This window comes from Mycobacteroides sp. CBMA 271, from assembly GCF_009729205.1.
GTDB lineage: Bacteria > Actinomycetota > Actinomycetes > Mycobacteriales > Mycobacteriaceae > Mycobacterium.
In genome coordinates this window covers 419,486-439,901 of the sequence record NZ_VTHB01000003.1, presented here as the reverse complement: position 1 = coordinate 439,901, position 20,416 = coordinate 419,486, and the positions used below count along the sequence as shown (strand labels likewise).

Annotated in this window: 12 protein-coding genes and 3 rRNA genes; 5 read left to right on the top strand and 10 right to left on the bottom strand. The window is 61.9% G+C overall.

Going from position 1 to position 20,416, the window contains the following annotated elements:
• Positions 1 to 3: 3 nt before the first annotated feature.
• Complete coding sequence (gene glgP / locus FZI91_RS10840; protein ID WP_162525662.1) at positions 4 to 2,622, bottom strand: alpha-glucan family phosphorylase; 2,619 nt, start codon at positions 2,620 to 2,622, stop codon at positions 4 to 6.
• A gap of 166 nt (positions 2,623 to 2,788) precedes the next feature.
• On the opposite strand from glgP, the gene FZI91_RS10835 reads away from it, so the two are divergent.
• Genes FZI91_RS10835 through FZI91_RS10825 form a run of 3 tightly spaced genes read left to right on the top strand, consistent with a single transcriptional unit; the run spans position 2,789 to position 8,570 of the window.
• Entirely contained in the window at positions 2,789 to 4,861 is a 2,073-nt protein-coding gene (locus FZI91_RS10835; protein ID WP_162525663.1) for a maltotransferase domain-containing protein, read from the top strand.
• 17 nt (positions 4,862 to 4,878) lie between these two features.
• Entirely contained in the window at positions 4,879 to 7,065 is a 2,187-nt protein-coding gene (glgB, locus tag FZI91_RS10830) for a 1,4-alpha-glucan branching protein GlgB (RefSeq protein ID WP_162525690.1), read from the top strand.
• 50 nt (positions 7,066 to 7,115) lie between these two features.
• Positions 7,116 to 8,570, top strand: a complete 1,455-nt coding sequence (locus FZI91_RS10825; RefSeq protein WP_155938963.1) for a neutral zinc metallopeptidase — start codon at positions 7,116 to 7,118, stop codon at positions 8,568 to 8,570.
• A gap of 26 nt (positions 8,571 to 8,596) precedes the next feature.
• On the opposite strand, the gene FZI91_RS10820 is transcribed toward FZI91_RS10825, so the two are convergent.
• From FZI91_RS10820 to FZI91_RS10810, 3 genes are all read right to left on the bottom strand, one after another.
• Positions 8,597 to 9,532 carry a tetratricopeptide repeat protein gene (locus FZI91_RS10820; protein WP_162525664.1) on the bottom strand — a complete coding sequence of 312 codons (936 nt, stop codon included), beginning with the start codon at positions 9,530 to 9,532 and terminating at the stop codon, positions 8,597 to 8,599.
• A 34-nt stretch (positions 9,533 to 9,566) separates the two neighbouring features.
• Positions 9,567 to 9,920, bottom strand: coding sequence for a DUF3817 domain-containing protein (locus tag FZI91_RS10815; protein ID WP_155938962.1), 354 nt, complete (start codon positions 9,918 to 9,920; stop codon positions 9,567 to 9,569).
• 61 nt (positions 9,921 to 9,981) lie between these two features.
• Complete coding sequence (locus FZI91_RS10810) at positions 9,982 to 11,169, bottom strand: acetyl-CoA C-acetyltransferase (protein WP_155938961.1); 1,188 nt, start codon at positions 11,167 to 11,169, stop codon at positions 9,982 to 9,984.
• A gap of 61 nt (positions 11,170 to 11,230) precedes the next feature.
• Between FZI91_RS10810 and mce the strand changes: the two genes are divergently transcribed.
• Entirely contained in the window at positions 11,231 to 11,704 is a 474-nt protein-coding gene (mce, locus tag FZI91_RS10805) for a methylmalonyl-CoA epimerase (protein ID WP_155938960.1), read from the top strand.
• Here mce and FZI91_RS10800 read toward each other — a convergent pair.
• Together FZI91_RS10800 and nucS are read right to left on the bottom strand one after the other, a co-directional pair.
• Positions 11,701 to 12,018, bottom strand: coding sequence for a hypothetical protein (locus tag FZI91_RS10800; protein WP_162525665.1), 318 nt, complete (start codon positions 12,016 to 12,018; stop codon positions 11,701 to 11,703). The genes mce and FZI91_RS10800 overlap by 4 nt on opposite strands.
• A 1-nt stretch (position 12,019) precedes the next feature.
• Positions 12,020 to 12,688 (bottom strand): endonuclease NucS, encoded by a 669-nt coding sequence (gene nucS / locus FZI91_RS10795; RefSeq protein WP_162525666.1) that lies wholly within the window; start codon positions 12,686 to 12,688, stop codon positions 12,020 to 12,022.
• A 36-nt stretch (positions 12,689 to 12,724) separates the two neighbouring features.
• Between nucS and FZI91_RS10790 the strand changes: the two genes are divergently transcribed.
• A complete protein-coding gene (locus tag FZI91_RS10790; RefSeq protein WP_155938959.1) occupies positions 12,725 to 14,332 on the top strand; it encodes an adenylate/guanylate cyclase domain-containing protein in 1,608 nt (535 codons plus the stop codon).
• A gap of 10 nt (positions 14,333 to 14,342) precedes the next feature.
• Here the strand turns inward: FZI91_RS10790 and FZI91_RS10785 are convergent, their stop codons facing one another.
• The 4 genes from FZI91_RS10785 to FZI91_RS10770 all read right to left on the bottom strand — a co-directional run bounded on the left by FZI91_RS10785 (position 14,343) and on the right by FZI91_RS10770 (position 20,392).
• The gene (locus tag FZI91_RS10785; protein WP_155939111.1) at positions 14,343 to 15,206 is read right to left on the bottom strand and encodes a DUF4436 family protein; all 864 of its coding nucleotides are present in this window, start codon (positions 15,204 to 15,206) and stop codon (positions 14,343 to 14,345) included.
• Between the two features lie 59 nt (positions 15,207 to 15,265).
• Positions 15,266 to 15,382: ribosomal RNA gene (gene rrf, locus FZI91_RS10780) — 5S ribosomal RNA — on the bottom strand.
• Positions 15,383 to 15,467: 85 nt separating this feature from the next.
• Positions 15,468 to 18,580, bottom strand: a 23S ribosomal RNA gene (locus tag FZI91_RS10775).
• Between the two features lie 296 nt (positions 18,581 to 18,876).
• Positions 18,877 to 20,392 (bottom strand): 16S ribosomal RNA (locus tag FZI91_RS10770).
• The 16S, 23S and 5S rRNA genes sit together here, the layout of an rRNA operon.
• Positions 20,393 to 20,416 lie beyond the last annotated feature (24 nt).

Sequence of the window (20,416 nt, the reverse complement as noted above, 5' to 3'; positions counted from 1 at the left end):
CACCTAGTGCTCCAGGTCGCTAGCCGCCAACACCGACAGACCCAGCTCGTTGTCACCCGCCAGCAGCGGGTGATGCGGCAGCACCCGCACCGTGTACCCGACCGACCCCGACACCGGCAACGAGGTAGTGGTGGAGAAGGTTTCCACCCCGTCGCCGCGGCTGCCCGTGTGCGTCATCGGGACGATGACCGACTCGGAGAGCTTGTCGTCCAAGTCGACTCGCCCAATCACGGCCTGCACCGCGACTTCCGACGGAGCCAGGCCGGACAGCTGAACCGACGCGGTGAGCGTCAACTGCGAGCCCAGCAGCGGGGTGTCCGGCAGACCTGAACTGTCCACCTCGGTGATGACCAGCGATGGCCACACCTGCTGTACCCGTTCCCGATAGCGAGCCAGCTCCTTGGCCGGGGTGAACGAATGGTCGGCGCCGATCGTGGCGCGCGAGGACGTGGCCGCCGGCGCGTAGTAGCCGACGGTGTAATCGCGAACCATCCGGGACGCCAACACCTTTGGCCCTAGTTTCTCCAGGGTGTGCCGAACCATCTCGACCCATCGCTGCGGTGTGCCGTGCTCATCGCGCTCATAGAACTTGGGCGCCACCTTCTGCGCCAGCAGGTCATACAGTGCCGCGGCCTCCAGGTCGTCGCGCCGGGCATCGTCGGTGACGCCCTCGGCTGTGGGTATCTCCCAACCGTTTTCGCCGTCGTACCACTCATCCCACCAGCCGTCCCGGATGGACAGGTTCAGCCCGCCGTTAAGCGCGCTCTTCATCCCCGAGGTGCCGCAGGCCTCCAGCGGACGCAGCGGATTGTTCAGCCACACATCGCAACCGAAGTACAGGTAGCGCGCCATCGACATGTCGTAATCGGGCAGGAAGGTGATGCGGTGCCGCACGTCGGCTTGATCGGCGAACCGGACGATCTGCTGGATGAGCCCCTTGCCCCCGTCATCGGCGGGATGCGACTTGCCTGCCACGATGAGCTGCACGGGGTGCTTCTCATCGAGTAACAGTTCGCGTAGCCGGTCAGGATTGCGCAGCATCAGCGTCAGCCGCTTGTACGTCGGAACCCGGCGCGCAAACCCGATGGTCAGCACTCCCGGATCGAAAGCGCTATCCACCCAGCCCAATTCGGCCTCGGCCGCGCCGCGCTGCAGCCACGATGCGCGAATCCGTCGACGTACGTCATCGATCAGTTGCGCACGCAACTGCGAACGGATCCACCAGATGTGGCCGGGATCCACTTCGTGGATGCGTTCCCATCCGCTGGCCTCATTGAACGCCTCCGCGCCGACGAGCTGCTGCCCCAGCTCCAGCCATTGCGGCGCGGCCCAGGTGGGTGCGTGCACACCGTTGGTGATCGAGCCGATGGGCACCTCGGAGGCATCGAAAGACGGCCACAGCCCGTTGAACATCGATCGGCTCACCTGGCCGTGCAACAGCGATACGCCGTTGGCGCGCTGCGCCAACCGCAGTCCCATGTGCGCCATGTTGAAAGTGGAGGGATCGTCTTCGGCACCCAGCGCGATGATGCGGTCCACCGGCACCCCGGGCAACAGTGTGGAATCCCCGGATTCACCGAAGTATCTGCGTACCAGGTCGACGGGGAACCGGTCGATACCGGCGGGAACCGGTGTGTGCGTGGTGAACACGGTGCTGGACCGGACTACCGTCAGTGCCGTCTCGACGTCCAGGCCGTGCTGGCCGATGAACTCCCGGATGCGTTCCAAGCCGAGGAACCCGGCATGGCCCTCGTTGGTATGAAACACCTCCGGGCTGGGGCCACCGGTCGAGCCGACGTAGGCGCGAATCGCGCGCACTCCGCCGATACCGGCCAGGATTTCTTGCTTGATGCGGTGATCCTGATCGCCGCCGTACAGCCGATCGGTGACGTAGCGCAGCTCACGATCGTTCTCGGCGATATCGGAATCCAAGAGCAGCAACGGAATCCGTCCCACCTGGGCAACCCAGATGCGAGCCGAAAGCACCCGGTCCTGTGGCATCGGCACCGTGATGAGAATCGGCGTACCGTCCTCGTGCGCCAACAGCCGCAGGGGCAGGCCCGCTGGGTCGATCAGCGGGTACTGCTCGGTCTGCCAGCCGTCGGCGGTCAGCGACTGCCGAAAGTATCCCGACCGATAGTGCAGCCCCACCGCGATCAGCGGCAGACCTAGATCGGACGCGGCCTTGAGATGGTCGCCGGCCAGAATTCCCAGGCCGCCCGAGTAGTTGGGTAGCACCTCGGAGACGCCGAACTCCATCGAGAAGTACGCGATGGCGGCCGGCAAATCTGAAGCATCGGCTCCGTCGTTCCCACCGCGCTCCAGCTGACGCTGGTACCACATCGGACGGTTCAGGTAATCGTGCAGATCTCCCGCGAGTGCCGCGACCCTGTCCACGAAGCCGTCGTCAGCGGCCAGTTCATCGAGGCGCTGCGCCGGAACCGACCCCATCAGCGCCACCGGGTCGTGGTTGGTCTGCTCCCACAACCGCTGGTCGATATCGGCGAACAGATCCCGTGTGGGCTGGTGCCACGACCAGCGCAGGTTGTTCGATAACTCACCCAGCGCCGCCAACCGCTCCGGCAGATGGGCACGAACCGTGAATCGACGAAGGGCTTTCACCCTTCAGAACCTTACTGAGATTTCCCGTCGGCGCATGTCCGGCGTTCAATCTCCGCCGACACGCCGCGTTATGGCGGTTCCGTCACGCACATGCTCACCACAAGCGGGCGTGTCAACGCCGGTTTCCGGCCAACGCCCGAACACCGCGTCTACTACGGTGGACGTGGTGACCGGACGCATAGGCATCGACGATGTCGCCCCCGTGATTTCGGGTGGACGCTATCCGGCCAAGGCCGTCGTGGGCGAGGTCGTGCCCGTGGCCGCAACTGTCTGGCGCGAAGGACACGAGGCGGTCGCCGCGACCCTGGTGGTGCGCTGCTTAGGTCCTCACTATCCGCAGCTTGCGGAGGGTCCACTGCGCCGGATGTCGGCGCCCCGCGACAAAGACAAGAGCCCGACGCGCATCAAACCGATGCATGTCCCGATGCAGCCGGGTGGGGCGCTCGATCGATTTCACGCCAGCTTCGTCCCCGACGGGGAGGGACTGTGGACCTTTCGCGTCGACGGGTGGGGCGACCCGATCGCGACCTGGCGTCACAACGTGCAGGCCAAACTCGAGGCCGGGCAGGGGGCCACGGAATTGGCCAACGATCTGGAGATCGGTGCACGGCTGCTCGAACGTGCGGCAGCAGGGGTACCCCGCAAGCGTCGTCCACCACTGCTGGAGGCCGCCGAAGCGCTACGCACCCACGAAGATCCGGAGGCACGGTTCCAACACGCACTGTCCGGTGAGGTACACGCGCTACTTGCCGAGTTCCCGCTGCGCGATCTGCTGACTCGCGGCACCCAATACGGCATCTGGGTGGACCGACCACGCGCGCTGTACGGCTCCTGGTACGAGCTGTTCCCGCGTTCCACCGGCGGCGTCGGACCGGACGGGCGGCCCATGCACGGCACCCTCGCCACCGCCGCCGCCGATCTCGCCCGGGTCGCCGCGATGGGATTCGATGTGGTGTACCTGCCGCCGATTCATCCAATCGGCGAGGTGAACCGCAAGGGCCGCAACAATAATCCGATCGCCGAGCCCGGAGAGGTCGGCTCACCGTGGGCCATCGGCAGCGCCGCCGGCGGCCACGATGCGATCCACCCCGAGCTTGGCACCCTGAAGGATTTCGACCGGTTCGTGGCCACCGCCGGCAAGTTGGGCCTGGAGGTGGCGCTGGACTTGGCGTTGCAATGTGCGCCTGATCATCCATGGGTGGGTGCGCATCCCGAGTGGTTCACCGAACTCCCCGACGGCACCATTGCCTATGCGGAGAATCCGCCGAAGAAGTACCAGGACATCTATCCGCTGAACTTCGACAGCGATCCCGCGGGGCTGTACACCGAGGTGCTGCGCGTGGTGCAGCATTGGATTTCCCACGGCGTCAAGATATTTCGAGTAGATAACCCGCACACCAAACCGCCCGATTTCTGGCAGTGGCTTATCACCGAAGTCAAGGCGGCCGATCCCGATGTTTTGTTTCTCTCCGAGGCCTTCACCCGACCTGCCCGGCTCTATGGCCTGGCTCAACTGGGTTTCACCCAGTCGTACACCTACTTCACTTGGCGCACCGGTAAATCCGAGATCGCCGACTTCGGTAGGGAGATCGCCGCCAAGGCAGATGTGGCGCGCCCTAACCTGTTCGTCAACACCCCGGATATCCTGCATGCCAGCCTGCAGCACGGCGGCCCCGGCATGTTCGCCATCCGCGCCGTACTGGCCGGCACACTGAGCCCCACCTGGGGTGTTTACTCCGGATACGAGCTGTACGAACATGTTCCGGCGCGCGAGGGCAGCGAGGAGTACCTGGACTCGGAGAAATACCAGCTCCGCCCCCGCGACTACAAGGGCGCCGCAGCACGCGGCGAATCATTGGAGCCATTCATCACGCAGCTCAACGAGATTCGCAGACTACACCCGGCCCTGCACCAGCTACGCAACATCACCTTCCATCACGTTGAGAACGACGCCCTGCTGGCGTACTCCAAGTTCGACCCGGTGACCGGTGACGCGGTGCTTGTCGTAGTGAATCTCAACCCGTTCGGACCCGAGGACGGCACGATCTGGCTCGACCTACCCGCCCTCGGCCTTGATTGGCACGAGACCTTTTGGGTGCGTGACGAACTCACCAGTGAGCAGTACCGCTGGGGGCAGGCCAACTATGTGCGGCTCGACCCCTCTCGATCGGTGGCGCACATCCTCAACCTGCCGCAGGTACGCGAGCCTGCCCGGGAGCACCTGGTGTACCGCCCGTGACTACACCCGCCACCTTCCTGAAACCGGACGCCGCCGAAATCGCCGAACTGATGGCGGGCACCCATCACAACCCACATTCGATCCTCGGCGCACACGAGTTTCCGAATCCGGGCGGTAAGGGACACACGGTCATTCGAGCGTTCAAGCCCGGGGCCGATGCGGTAACCGCTTTGGTGGGCGAGGAAGTCCATCCGATGACCGACCTCGGATCGGGCCTGTTCGTCGTCGCGCTGCCGTTCCTGAACCTTCTCGACTACCGCCTCGACGTCGATTACGGCGGCACGACACATGTGATTGCCGATGCCTACCGATTCCTGCCCACGCTTGGCGAGGTGGACCTGCACCTGTTCAACGAGGGCCGTCACGAACGGCTGTGGGAAATCCTTGGGGCGCACCCACGCTCGTTCGTCACCGCGGACGGCGAGGTCAGCGGCATCTCCTTCGCGGTATGGGCGCCCAATGCACGCGGCGTCTCGGTAATCGGGGATTTCAACGGCTGGAACGGCAATGACGCCCCCATGCGAACCCTGGGATCTTCGGGCGTGTGGGAGCTGTTTTGGCCGGGTATGACGCTCGGCGCGCTGTACAAATTCCGCGTGCACGGCGCCGACGGGTCGGTGACCGATCGCGCCGATCCGTTCGCTTTCGCGACCGAGCTGCCACCGGCCACCGCTTCGCGCGCCACCACATCGTCGTACTCCTGGGAGGACGGCGACTGGATGGCCCAGCGCGCCTCGCGCAATCCGGTGTTCGAACCGATGAGCACCTACGAGGTGCACCTGGCATCCTGGCGACCCGGGCTGTCTTATCGGGAGCTTGCCGTCGAACTTACCGAATACGTACTGGCACAAGGATTCACCCACGTCGAACTGCTGCCGGTGGCCGAACATCCCTTTGGCGGATCCTGGGGTTACCAGGTGACCTCCTACTACGCCCCCACCTCGCGACTCGGCACCCCCGACGACTTCCGGTATTTGGTCGACGCCCTGCACCGAGCCGGCATCGGCGTCATCGTCGACTGGGTACCGGCCCACTTCCCTAAGGACGCCTGGGCGCTGGCCCGGTTTGACGGAACGCCCCTGTACGAACATGCCGATCCGCACCGCGGTGAGCAGCTCGACTGGGGCACATATGTTTTCGACTTCGGACGCCCCGAGGTACGCAACTTCCTGGTTGCCAATGCCCTGTTCTGGCTCGACGAATTCCATATCGACGGGCTGCGCGTGGACGCCGTCGCGTCGATGCTCTATCTGGATTACTCGCGCCCCGCGGGCGGGTGGACGCCCAATATCCACGGCGGGCGGGAGAATCTGGAAGCAGTGCAGTTCCTGCAGGAGATGAATGCCACGGTGCACAAACTGCATCCCGGGATCGTGACCGTGGCCGAGGAATCCACGTCGTGGCCAGGCGTCACCCGAGCCACTAGCCTTGGCGGCCTTGGGTTTTCCATGAAATGGAACATGGGCTGGATGCACGACACCCTGGGCTACCTGGGGCGTGATCCCATCCATCGCAGCTTCCACCATCATGAGATGACCTTCTCGATGCTGTACGCATTCAGCGAGAATTTCGTGCTGCCCATCAGTCATGACGAGGTGGTACACGGCAAGGGCACGCTCTGGACCCGCATCCCGGGTGACGATCATGCCAAGGCCGCCGGGCTGCGCAGCCTGCTGGCGTACATGTGGGCACATCCCGGGAAACAGCTGCTCTTCATGGGCCAGGAGTTCGGTCAGCGCGCCGAATGGTCCGATGAGCGCGGCGTGGACTGGTTCCAGCTGGGCGAGGACGGGTACTCATCGGGAATCGCGGCGCTGGTCTCCGATCTGAACTCCGCTTACCAGCAGCGGCGCGCGTTGTGGTCACAGGACGCCGCGCCTCAAGGCTATTCGTGGATCGATGCCAACGACTCGGCCAACAACGTGCTGAGCTTCCTGCGCTTCGGTGACGACGGCTCGACGCTGGCATGCATATTCAATTTCGCGGGCGTCGAACACGGCAGCTACCGGGTGGGTTTGCCCCTCACCGGACGCTGGCGTGAGGTCATCAACACCGATGCCCTGCAGTATCACGGGAGCGGCGTCGGGAACCTTGGCGAGGTCATCGCCTCGCCAAACCCATGGCACGGCCGTCCGGCCTCCGCCACGCTGGCATTGCCACCGGCGGCGGCCATCTGGCTGGAACCCGTGCCGGAGGACCTGTAGAAAACATTAGGATGCGCTAGACGCAAACACGCGTATTAAGGGGTGGCTCGATGTCCAAACGCTGGATGGCACTGCTTGTGGGGCTGGTGTTGGTGATCACGTCGTGTGGTCGTCCGCTCGGTGGGCAACCACAGTCGATCTACGCCGATCCCCTGCGTGTGGCGGGGATGCCGGCGGTCGACGGTCCGTCGGGCATGAAACCCGGCGTACAGGTACCCAAGCGCGAGATCGAGAACACCGACAACGGCGAGATCGACAATTATGTCCGTGTCTCGCTCGCCGATATCGAGGACTTCTGGACGCAGTTCTATGGTGATTCCTTCGCCAACTTCCGCCCCGTGTCCACGCTCATCTCCGTCGACTCCCGCAAAGACAACAGCGACATCGAGTTCTGCGGGGGCAACCTGAACGACTTCATCAACGCCGCATTCTGCTTCCCGGACAACTCATTCGCATGGGATCGCGGTCAACTGTTCCCCTACCTGCGCAAGCAGATGGGCGATATGGCCATGAACACCGTCATGGCCCACGAGTATGGGCACTCAATCCAGTACCACGCCCAGCTCATCAATCCAATCGATGATCCGAAGATGAGCAAGGACCAGGTCGAGTACCTCATCGGCCTCAACCAGGAGCAGCAGGCCGACTGCTTCGCCGGGGCGTACCTGCACTGGGTGACCGCCGGCGATTCGCCGCGATTCACCCTGAACACCGCCGATGGGCTGAACAAGGTCACGGCCGCGATGATCGCGATCCGCGACAACGACACCAGCAAGAAGTGGGCCATCCACGGTTCGGCATTCGAGCGGGTATCGGCGTTCCAGTTCGGGTTTACCGACGGTCCGATGGCCTGCAAACGCATCGACGCCCGCGAAATCCTCAAACGCCGCGGTGAGCTCCCGAAGGGCCTGGGTGTGGGCCCTAATGGCGACAACTGGCCCATCAACCCGGACACCATCGATGCGGTACTAGCCGCGGCGGCGCAGGTTTTCCCCCTGGACAACCCACCCAAGGCCGTCTACGGCGACGGAAAGTGCTCCGATGGTTCGGGCACGGCACCAGCCTCGTACTGCCCCAAGGACAACACCATCGCGATGGACCCCAAGGCCCTGCAGAAAATGGCGACGCCGTCGACAGAGCGGGCGCTGTTCTCCGCACAGGTCAACGGTGACTATTCGGCATTCAGTGTGATTGTCTCGCGCTACGCACTGGCGGCAGAGAAGGCCGCCGGGCTGGAACTCGAAGGCATCATGACGGGGCTGCGCACGGCCTGCCTGACGGGATACTTCAGCTCACGCGCCGCGGGTAAGGGCATCGCCACCCCGCGCTCGCCGGTCATCCTGTCCGGCGGCGACCTCGACGAGGCCGTATCCGAATTGCTTTCCAGCGGTAAGGCTTCCAGCGATGTGAAGGGCGAGACCGCGCCGGCCGGCTTCTCCCGGATCGACGCCTACCGGATCGGTGTGCTGGGCAACGACCAGACCTGCGCCAAGCGTTTCCCGTAGTTTTTTGGGCCCGGCCCAAAAATCTACTAGAACAGGGCGTTGGCGAGCTTGCGCCGGCCCGCGACCACCGCGGGGTCGGCGGGATCGAAGAGCTCGAATAGCTCCAGTAGCCGGGCACGAATCTTCGCCCGGTCGTCATCACTGGTGACGCGAATGAGCGCAACCAGCCTGTCGAACGCCGCATCCGGCTGCTGGGACAGAACGTCCACGTCGGCGGCGGCCAGTCCAGCCTCGATATCGGTCGGCGCAGCGTTGGCGACCAGCGCCGCATCCTGTGGCTGGGCGGTCGCCCGGACCAGGAACCCGATCTGCCGTACCGACGCTGTGGCCTCGGCCGCCACGACACCGGTGGCGCCTCCGTCCAACAAGCCCTGATAGGCGGCAAGGGCCGCCTCGAAGTCTCCGGAGTCCAGGGCATCACGCGCGGCGGCGAGCTCCGGGTCCGTCTGCGTGTTGTCTTCGGACTCTTCGCCGCCCTCGCCCTCAGGCGGTTGCGCGTCGGGCAACTTGCCGGCGACCGCGTCGAGAATTGAATCGAGCCATCGCCGTAGTTGATCGGCCGGCTGCGGTCCCTGGAAGCTGGTGATGGGCCGGCCACCGGCCACGGCCACCACGGTCGGTATGGCCTGTACCCCGAAGACCTGAGCGATCTGCGGGTTGGTATCGACGTTGACCGTCGCGAGAGCCCACGTGCCGCTGTCCGCGGCGACCAGGTCGCCCAGCGTGGCGGCAAGCGTGGCGGATGCCTCGCTACGCGGTGACCACAGCAGCACGATGACCGGGACGCGGTTGGACTGAGCCAACACCTCGGCTTCCAGGTTCGCCTCGGTCACCTCGACGGTCCAGTCACCACCGGCCGCGGGCTGACGCGGTGTCGCGGGTTCCTGCGCCCGTTGTTTAAGTGCAGAGAGGTCGACGGCTCCGGACATTCCGGCAGCCATCGCGGGACGTGGTCGGGTCACGCTCCCCAGTCTGTCACGGCCCGCGGCCTGCGCACTACGGCGCCGTGCCACCAGCGGGGGCGGTCCCGGCGACGGGCAATTTACCCGTCTTATCAGCCCATATGACAAAGATCACACTGCATAGCGGGGCAATCCCCGCTAACAACGCGAGCAACCATGTGAGCGGCTTCCACTGGTATTCGCGCCCGGCAAGAATGCCCACCAGCAGATAGAGCAGGAACAGGATTCCGTGGACCATCCCGAAGATCTTCACGCCGATCTCATTTCCCGGGTCCGGCACGTACTTGAAGTACATCCCGGTCAGCAGACCGGCCCAGCTGACGGCCTCCAGCACGGCGACAGCCCTGAACCGGCCCGCGGTCGTACGCAGGTCCACAGAGTGATTCATGCCCTCAGTCTGCCCGATGGGGACCCGACACTTCATCGGACCTACTACAACACGTCGTAAATCACACCCGCACGATCAGGGCGTCACCCTGACCACCGCCGCCGCACAATGCGGCCACACCGATTCCGCCGCCGCGGCGCTTGAGCTCCTGTGCCAGGTGCAGCGTGATCCGGGCACCGGACATCCCGATGGGGTGACCAATCGCGATCGCGCCACCGTTGACGTTGACCTTCGCGGGGTCGATGCCCAGGTCCTTGATCGAGGCCAAACCCACCAGCGCGAAGGCCTCGTTGATCTCGACCAAGTCAAGCTGCTCGGGTGAAATCCCTTCGCGCTCACAGGCCTTCCGAATGGCGTTGGCCGGCTGTAGCTGCAGGCTGGAATCGGGCCCGGCGACTACGCCATGTGCACCGATCTCGGCAATCCACTCCAGGCCCTCGCGCTCCGCGCGCTCCTTGCTCATCACCACGACCGCGCAGGCGCCGTCGGAGATCGGAGACGAAGACCCCGCCGTAATGGTGCCGTCCTTACTGAACGCCGGACGCAGCCCGGCCAGCGAGGCCGCCGTGGTGTCCGCGCGGATGCCCTCGTCCTCCGCGAACTCGATCGGGTCGCCCTTGCGTTGCGGGATCTGCACCGCGACCACCTCATCGGCGAAGACGCCGTCCTTCCAGGCCCGGGCGGCCTTCTGGTGCGACCGCGCTGCGAACTCGTCCTGCTCCTCGCGGGTGAACTTGTCGGAGACATTGCGCTGTTCGGTGAGGATGCCCATCGCCTGGTCGGTGAAGGCGTCGTGCAGACCGTCGAAGGCCATGTGATCGACGAGTGTCACGTCGCCGTACTTGAAGCCGAACCGGCTCTTGGGCAGCAGATGCGGGGCATTGGTCATGGACTCCTGCCCGCCGGCCACCACCACCTCGAACTCGCCGGCCCGAATCAGCTGGTCAGCGAGGGCAATCGCGTCCACACCCGACAGGCACACCTTGTTGATGGTGAGCGCGGGAACATCCATCCCAATCCCACCGGCCACCGCGGCCTGGCGCGCCGGGATCTGCCCGGCACCGGCGGTCAGCACCTGCCCCATGATCACGTAGTCGACGGCGCCCGGGGCTACGCCGGCCTTCGCCAGGGCGCCGGCGATCGCGATTCCGCCAAGCTGGGCGCCCGAGAAGTCCTTCAAAGATCCCTGGAACCGGCCAACCGGCGTACGGGCTCCAGCAACTATCACGGATCTATTGGTCGCGGTCATCGAGTTCTCCCTAGCACTTCCCGATTGGACGCCGTTTTCGCCAGCGAGTTACCGTTGCGTTATGACGACGTCGTCTCCTCTTGATGTCCCGTCGATCTTATCGACCGGGCTGGTAACCGGTATCGACCACGTCGGTATCGCGGTCGCAGATCTCGATGTCGCGATCGAGTGGTACCACGAGCACCTCGGCATGATCCTGGTGCACGAGGAGATCAACGAGGGCCAAGGCGTCCGCGAGGCGATGCTGTCGTTCCCCGGCGCTGAGCCCGGTAGCGCACAGCTCCAGCTGATGGCACCGCTCAACGAGTCCTCGCCCATCGCCAAGTTCTTGGATAAGAAGGGCCCAGGACTGCAGCAGCTGGCCTACCGCGTCACCGATATCGACGCGCTGACCGATCAGCTGCGCGCCGCAGGAGTCCGTGCGCTCTACGAGGAGCCACGCATCGGCACCGCGAACTCACGCATCAACTTCCTGCACCCCAAGGACACTGGCGGCGTGCTCATCGAGCTCGTCCAGCCGACGCAGTCCCACTAACTCCACTTGCGGGTCGGACCGCGATTACCCCGATTGGTCCAGCACGACGTATGCCAGTGTCGGCGGTCTTCCACTCCCCCGTCGCGACCCTCTGCCGCGGGCCACACCACCACGTGTGCGATCCCGACCGCGATCTCGTGATCACATCCCGGACAACGGTAAACCTTGACCGCGCGCGCCCCGGCGATGCGACGCACCAAATAGTCGAGGCCGTCCGCGCCCTGCTCTACGTGATCACCGCCGATCGACAGCCCCGCCGGGACATCTCGACCCCGCGAAGGACGGCGCTTGCTGTGCTTGCCCTGACGAACCACGTCAGAACAGCCGGAACTCTTTCGAGTCCATTCCCCGCATCGCGTCGTAGTCCAGTGTGAGACAACGGATTCCACGATCTTCCGCAAGCGTCCGGGCCTGCGGCTTGATCTGTTGCGCCGCAAAGACACCGGCGACCGGCGCCAGCGTGGTATCCCGGTTGAGCAGTTCGAGGTAACGGGTCAACTGTTCAACGCCATCGATCTCACCGCGACGCTTAATCTCCACCGCAACCGTCGCCCCGTCCGCGTCCCGGCAGAGTAGATCCACCGGTCCGATCGGTGTCATGTACTCGCGGCGCACCAGGGTGTAGCCGTCACCTAGCAGCGCGACATGCTCGGCGAGCAACTCCTGCAGATGCGCCTCGACGCCATCCTTGACGAGGCCCGGGTCTACCCCGAGCTCATGGGCGGAGTCATGCTCGATGTTCTCGATCGTGATCCGTAGCTGCTCACCGGTCTTGTTCTCCACCACCCACACGGTGCTCTCACCGGCTTCTTCGGTCAGCCAGCAGGGCGGACTCATCCAGTTGAGCGGCTTGTACGCACGATCGTCGGCATGCACGCTCACCGAGCCGTCTGCCTTAATGAGCAGGAGCCGTTTGGCGGAGGGAAGGTGGGCGGTAAGCCGGCCGACATAATCAACCGTGCATTGGGCTACGACGAGACGCACCGGCCCACTCTAACGGGCGTTAGGCTGACCACAACTATGGCTAACGAGTCAATGCGTGCCTTGTCGCGGCGAGTGGGCAGCGCCCTCGCCGCGGTTACCGGTCAGACCGGGCGGCTCGAGGCCGGCGACGGGTACGGTTCGTGGCTGCTCGGTCGCTACGACCAAAGCGCGTTGGTTCAGCGAGTCCGTATTCAGTTGATCCTCACAGTGTTCGTGGTGGCCGCCAACCTCATTGGCGTCGGGGTCATCATCTTGCTGGTCCTCGTCGCGATACCCGACCCCAACATCTTCGACGCGCCGTGGTGGATCAACTTCGTTGTGGTGCCGGTCTACGTGACACTCGCCGTCTTGATCGGCGCGTACTGGGGAACCCGCCGGATCTTCAAGGTGGTGCGCTGGGCCATGGATGAGCGCCCACCAACGAAGGCCGAGCAGCGCGCCACCTTCGCGGTGCCCTGGCGGCTGACAGTCGTCGAAGGGATTCTCTGGGCGTGCGCGACCGCCTTGTTCACGACGTTGTACGGGCTTCAGAATCCGATGTACATCCCGAAGATCTTCTTCGCGGTGGGGTTCAGCGGGATCGTGGTGTGCGCCGCCAATTACCTGTTCACCGAATTCGCCATGCGACCCGTGGCGGCTCGCGCCCTCGAGGCGGGACCGCGTAAACGCCGACTCATCTCGGGGATCATGATGCGCACCATGCTGGCGTGGATGCTGGGCTCGGGAGTTCCAGCGGCTGGCATCATGCTCGCAGCTTTGGGCGCACTAGTCTTTCGTAACTTCACCATGGACCAGCTCGCGGTCGCGGTCATCATCCTGTCCTCGTTTCCCGTGCTCTTCGGCCTCATCTTGATGTGGATCGCATCATGGATGACGGCAACGCCGGTCAAGGAAGTACAGGCCGCGCTCAAACGCGTGGAACAGAATGATCTGGACATCAACCTCGTCGTCTACGACGGCACCGAGCTCGGCGAGCTGCAGGCAGGTTTCAACACGATGGTGGAGGGACTTCGCGAGCGCGAACGGGTTCGCGACCTCTTCGGCAAGCACGTAGGACGGGAGGTCGCCGCGGCCGCCGAACTGCAACAGCCCGAACTCGGCGGCGAAGAGCGCCATGTCGCGGTGCTTTTCGCCGATATCGTCGGATCCACCAAGCTGGCGGCCACTCGACCCGCCATCGAGGTGGTCGAACTGCTCAACAGGTTCTTCACCGTCGTCGTCGAAGAGATCGACCGGTATGAGGGCATGGTCAATAAGTTCGAGGGCGATGCCACCCTCGCGGTGTTCGGAGCGCCGGTCCGGCAGGACCGTCCCGAGAGCCAAGCCCTGGCGGCCGCACGGGCCATTGCCCGCCGCCTCCGCGCCGAGGTCCCCGAATGTCAGGCCGGCATCGGCGTTGCCTCAGGGCAGGCGGTGGCCGGAAACGTCGGCGCACACGACCGATTTGAATACACCGTCATCGGCGACCCAGTCAACGAGGCCGCACGGCTCTGCGAGTTGTCCAAGACCGTGCCGGGGCAGTTGGTCGCCTCCCTCGACACCGTGCTGCGCGCACACCATCGCGAGGCCTTGCATTGGCGTTCGGGCGATACCGTGACTCTGCGGGGCCGCGCCGAGCCCACAGAACTTGCGGTACCGGTCTAACCGAGGCGTCTCAATCCGACTGCTTCCACCAAGCTTCGACATAGAGCACCATCGCCACCACCAGCGCGACGAGCACCCATAGCACGAGGGCCTGATCAATCCAGGCGCCCGGCGGCGGTGCGCCGGGCAGGATGTTCCGTAGCGGAACTATCGCGAACAGCATGGTTCCGAACCACGTTGTCAGCGGCGGATGGAATCTCTTAACGCCCCTTACGGTTTCGATGGCGACAAACAAGGCCATGGCCGGCAGGGTAATCAGCACCAAGCAGATGCCCACATCGAATGCCAGCGTGCCGCGCGCGCGTTTGAGCGTCACTACGGTTTCTTCGTGTCCGTCGGATGCGGTCGACATGTCCCGGGCAACCTTCCAACCGCCCAGACTGCCGATTACTTCGATGCGCGCCGGGACCCGATGACGCGCCGGTCCACTGCCCGCCAATACTTCCGCCCGCAGGTGTCCAGTGGTGTACACGTCGAAGGGCCAGATCTGCGCATCGCCTGCCGCAACCAACGTGTCGTCGGTCGCTGCTGGGATGGTGCCACGCGCAAAATGTCGCTCGCCAAAATCCAATGAGGACACCAGCCGCACTGCTACGTCCGAACTCAGCAGGCCATCCTCGTCGACCAACGAGTCCGCAGGTAGCACCACCACCTCGGCATCCAGCCGGTTATTCACGGTACGAAGATCTTGGAGGTCGATCACGACCACTGTCTCGTTATCCCTCGACAAATCCGCGTCGGGTGACGGTGGTAGCGACTGGTTCAGCATGCGGTACACCACGAGAAATCCCACGTAAATCACCAGTACCAACACGACAGTGCCGACGATTGTCGCGGCGGGCTTCAGACGCAGGCGGCCCTTGAACACCTGCAGAAATCTATCAGCACAAATGAAAATACCCCCCAGTTTCCTGGGGGGTATTTCCAATTTATGTTCGGCGGTGTCCTACTCTTCCGTTCCGTGTTAAGAACAGTACCATCGGCGCTGAGAGGCTTAGCTTCCGGGTTCGGAATGGGACCGGGCGTTTCCCTCTCGCTGTGGCCGCCGTAACTCTAATTGTGTGAATAACACACAAAGTTATCTGGTGGTGGAGTGCGATCGTCAAAATGACGACGAATAGTGGTTGCGGTTTTATTAGTAAGTTTTCGGCCGATTAGTGCCAGTTCCCTGAACGTATTACTACGCTTACAGGTCTGGCCTATTGAACCCATAGTCTGTGGGTGGCCTTATCCCTCTAAAAGGGTGAGAAATCTGGTCTTGGAATAGGTTTCCCGCTTAGATGCTTTCAGCGGTTATCCTGTCCGAACGTAGCTATCCAGCCGTGCTCCTGGTGGAACAACTGGTACACCAGAGGTTCGTCCGTCCCGGTCCTCTCGTACTAGGGACAGGTTTCCTCAAATTTCTGACGCGCGCGGCGGATAGAGACCGAACTGTCTCACGACGTTCTAAACCCAGCTCGCGTGCCGCTTTAATGGGCGAACAGCCCAACCCTTGGGACCTGCTCCAGCCCCAGGATGCGACGAGCCGACATCGAGGTGCCAAACCATCCCGTCGATATGGACTCTTGGGGAAGATCAGCCTGTTATCCCCGGGGTACCTTTTATCCGTTGAGCGACACCCCTTCCACTCAGAGGTGCCGGATCACTAGTCCCGACTTTCGTCCCTGCTCGACTTGTAGGTCTCGCAGTCAAGCTCCCTTGTGCACTTGCACTCAACACCTGATTGCCGTCCAGGTTGAGGGAACCTTTGGGCGCCTCCGTTACATTTTAGGAGGCAACCGCCCCAGTTAAACTACCCACCAGGCACTGTCCCTGGACCGGATATACGGTCCGAGGTTAGAGGTTCAATACGATCAGAGTGGTATTTCAACGTTGACTCCACAAACACTGGCGTGCCTGCTTCAAAGTCTCCCACCTATCCTACACAAACCGAACCAAACGCCAATACCAAGCTATAGTGAAGGTCCCGGGGTCTTTTCGTCCTGCCGCGCGTAACGAGCATCTTTACTCGTAGTGCAATTTCGCCGAGTCTATGGTTGAGACAGTTGAGAAGTCGTTACGCCATTCGTGCAGGTCGGAACTTACCCGACAAGGAATTTCGCTACCTTAGGATGGTTATAGTTACCACCGCCGTTTACTGGGGCTTAAATTCTCCGCTTCACCCAAGGGTTAACGGGTCCTCTTAACCTTCCAGCACCGGGCAGGCGTCAGTCCGTATACATCGTCTTGCGACTTCGCACGGACCTGTGTTTTTAGTAAACAGTCGCTTCTCACTGGTCTCTGCGACCTCGTTCAGCTCACGGAGCAAGTCCGGTCACCAAGCGAGGTCCCCCTTCTCCCGAAGTTACGGGGGTATTTTGCCGAGTTCCTTAACCATAGTTATCTCGTACGCCTTAGTATTCTCTACCTGACCACCTGTGTTGGTTTGGGGTACGGGCCGTGTGTGAACTCACTAGAGGCTTTTCTTGGCAGCATAGGATCACTGAATTCGCCTCAATCGGCTATGCGTCACCTCTCAGGCTTATGACATCCGGATTTACCTAGATGTCGCCCTACGGGCTTGCTCCGGTATAACCACTAACCGGTACAGCTACCTTCCTGCGTCACCCCATCGCTTGACTACTACCACTGAAGGTCCCACGCAGCGGATTCACGTCGCACTCCGAAGAGATTGATCTAGAACCTTTTGGGCGGTTAGTACCAATGATTCATCATGGGCGCGCACACACGGGTACGGGAATATCAACCCGTTGTCCATCGACTACGCCTGTCGGCCTCGCCTTAGGTCCCGACTTACCCTGGGAGGACTAGCCTGGCCCAGGAACCCTTGGTCATTCGGCGGGCAAGTTTCTCACTTGCCTGTCGCTACTCATGCCTGCATTCTCACTCCCGCACCCTCCACTGCTGAATCACTTCGCAGCTTCAATGGGTGCAGGACGCTCCCCTACCCATCCATGCCACTGCCCCGAAGGGAATGTATTGCATGAATGCCGCGGCTTCGGCGGTGTACTTGAGCCCCGCTACATTGTCGGCGCACAATCACTTGACCAGTGAGCTATTACGCACTCTTTCAAGGGTGGCTGCTTCTAAGCCAACCTCCTGGTTGTCTTTGCGACTGCACATCCTTTTCCACTTAGTACACGCTTAGGGGCCTTAGCCGGCGATCTGGGCTGTTTCCCTCTCGACGTACGGAGCTTCTCCCCCGCCGTCTCACTGCCGCGCTCTAACTTATTGGCATTCGGAGTTTGGCTGACGTCAGTAACCTTTTAGGGCCCATTGGCCATCCAGTAGCTCTACCTCCAACAAGAAACACGCGACGCTGCACCTAAATGCATTTCGGGGAGAACCAGCTATCACGGAGTTTGATTGGCCTTTCACCCCTACCCACAACTCATCCCCTCAGTCTTCAACCTAAGTGGGTTCGGGCCTCCACGGCGTCTTACCGCCGCTTCACCCTGGCCATGGGTAGATCACTCCGCTTCGGGTCCAGAACACGCCACTATGGGCGCCCTATTCAGACTCGCTTTCGCTACGGCTACCCCACACGGGTTAACCTCGCGACGTGTCCCTGACTCGCAGGCTCATTCTTCAAAAGGCACGCCATCACCCCACGAGGGGGCTTTGACGGATTGTAGGCACATGGTTTCAGGTACTATTTCACTCCCCTCCCGGGGTACTTTTCACCATTCCCTCACGGTACTAATCCGCTATCGGTCACTAGAGAGTATTTAGGCTTACCGGGTGGTCCCGGCAGATTCACAGCAGATTCCACGAGCCCGCTGCTACTCGGGAAATAACACAAGACAGGCGTCGGATTTTCGCGTACCGGGCTTTCACCGTCTGCGGCAGGCCGTTCCAGACCACTTCCACTAATCACGACACTTTTTTACTGTCCGCCGGCCTGGTAGAGCCGACACGTATTACTCCCACAACCCCGCACACACAACCCCTACCAGGTATCACATGCATGCGGTTTAGCCATCTTCCGCTTTCGCTCGCCACTACTCACGGAATCACGGTTGTTTTCTCTTCCTACGGGTACTGAGATGTTTCACTTCCCCGCGTTTCCTCCCAAAGCCTATATATTCAGCAGTGGGTAACACGACATCACTCGTGCTGGGTTTCCCCATTCGGACATCCTCGGATCAAAGCTCGGTTGGCAGCTCCCCGAGGCTTATCGCAGCCTCCTACGTCCTTCATCGGCTTCTAGTGCCAAGGCATTCACCATGCGCCCTTAAGAACTTAGCTAATAAAATTGCAAAAACTAGCCTCACTCGTAAACGAGCGAGGCTTGTTAGATGCTCGCAACCACTATCCATAAGTCAAGGACCACACCCCACCACCAAGCAGGGTGACAACACAATGTGTTGCCTCAGGACCCAACAGTGTGCCAGCGTTTCAATTCTCATGACAGTTCGACGTTTTGCCGACTACCTATCCACACGGTGGACAGGATTTACAAAACATATTCACCAAGCAGGTAACCACTACAGAAACCCGCTTTATGTTCCCAAGCTCATTCGGCTGGGAATGGTGCTCCTTAGAAAGGAGGTGATCCAGCCGCACCTTCCGGTACGGCTACCTTGTTACGACTTCGTCCCAATCGCCGATCCCACCTTCGACAGCTCCCTCCAAAAGGTTAGGCCACTGGCTTCGGGTGTTACCGACTTTCATGACGTGACGGGCGGTGTGTACAAGGCCCGGGAACGTATTCACCGCAGCGTTGCTGATCTGCGATTACTAGCGACTCCGACTTCATGGGGTCGAGTTGCAGACCCCAATCCGAACTGAGACCAGCTTTAAGGGATTCGCTCCACCTTGCGGCTTCGCAGCCCTCTGTACTGGCCATTGTAGCATGTGTGAAGCCCTGGACATAAGGGGCATGATGACTTGACGTCATCCCCACCTTCCTCCGAGTTGACCCCGGCAGTCTCCTACGAGTCCCCGGCTTTACCCGCTGGCAACATAGGACAAGGGTTGCGCTCGTTGCGGGACTTAACCCAACATCTCACGACACGAGCTGACGACAGCCATGCACCACCTGCACATAGGCCACAAGGGAATACCTATCTCTAGATACGTCCTATGCATGTCAAACCCAGGTAAGGTTCTTCGCGTTGCATCGAATTAATCCACATGCTCCGCCGCTTGTGCGGGCCCCCGTCAATTCCTTTGAGTTTTAGTCTTGCGACCGTACTCCCCAGGCGGGGTACTTAATGCGTTAGCTACGGCACGGATCCCAAGGAAGGAAACCCACACCTAGTACCCACCGTTTACGGCGTGGACTACCAGGGTATCTAATCCTGTTCGCTACCCACGCTTTCGCTCCTCAGCGTCAGTTACTGCCCAGAGACCCGCCTTCGCCACCGGTGTTCCTCCTGATATCTGCGCATTCCACCGCTACACCAGGAATTCCAGTCTCCCCTGCAGTACTCTAGTCTGCCCGTATCGCCCGCACGCCCACAGTTAAGCTGTGAGTTTTCACGGACAACGTGACAAACCACCTACGAGCTCTTTACGCCCAGTAATTCCGGACAACGCTCGGACCCTACGTATTACCGCGGCTGCTGGCACGTAGTTGGCCGGTCCTTCTTCTGTAGGTACCGTCACTTTCGCTTCGTCCCTACTGAAAGAGGTTTACAACCCGAAGGCCGTCATCCCTCACGCGGCGTCGCTGCATCAGGCTTGCGCCCATTGTGCAATATTCCCCACTGCTGCCTCCCGTAGGAGTCTGGGCCGTATCTCAGTCCCAGTGTGGCCGGTCACCCTCTCAGGCCGGCTACCCGTCGTCGCCTTGGTGAGCTATTACCTCACCAACAAGCTGATAGGCCGCGGGCTCATCCCACACCGCAAAAGCTTTCCACCACGCGCCATGAAGCACGTGGTCCTATTCGGTATTAGACCCAGTTTCCCGGGCTTATCCCAAAGTGCGGGGCAGATCGCCCACGTGTTACTCACCCGTTCGCCACTCGAGTACCCCGAAGGGCCTTTCCGTTCGACTTGCATGTGTTAAGCACGCCGCCAGCGTTCGTCCTGAGCCAGGATCAAACTCTCCAATTAAAATTTAACCCCGACAAAACAACT

Coding starts and splice junctions, on each gene's coding strand:
- FZI91_RS10825 (WP_155938963.1), top strand. CDS start 7,116: ATGTCCAAACGCTGGATGGCACTGCTTGTGGGGCTGGTGTTGGTGATC.
- FZI91_RS10810 (WP_155938961.1), bottom strand. CDS start 11,169: ATGACCGCGACCAATAGATCCGTGATAGTTGCTGGAGCCCGTACGCCG.
- FZI91_RS10815 (WP_155938962.1), bottom strand. CDS start 9,920: ATGAATCACTCTGTGGACCTGCGTACGACCGCGGGCCGGTTCAGGGCT.
- FZI91_RS10790 (WP_155938959.1), top strand. CDS start 12,725: ATGGCTAACGAGTCAATGCGTGCCTTGTCGCGGCGAGTGGGCAGCGCC.
- mce (WP_155938960.1), top strand. CDS start 11,231: ATGACGACGTCGTCTCCTCTTGATGTCCCGTCGATCTTATCGACCGGG.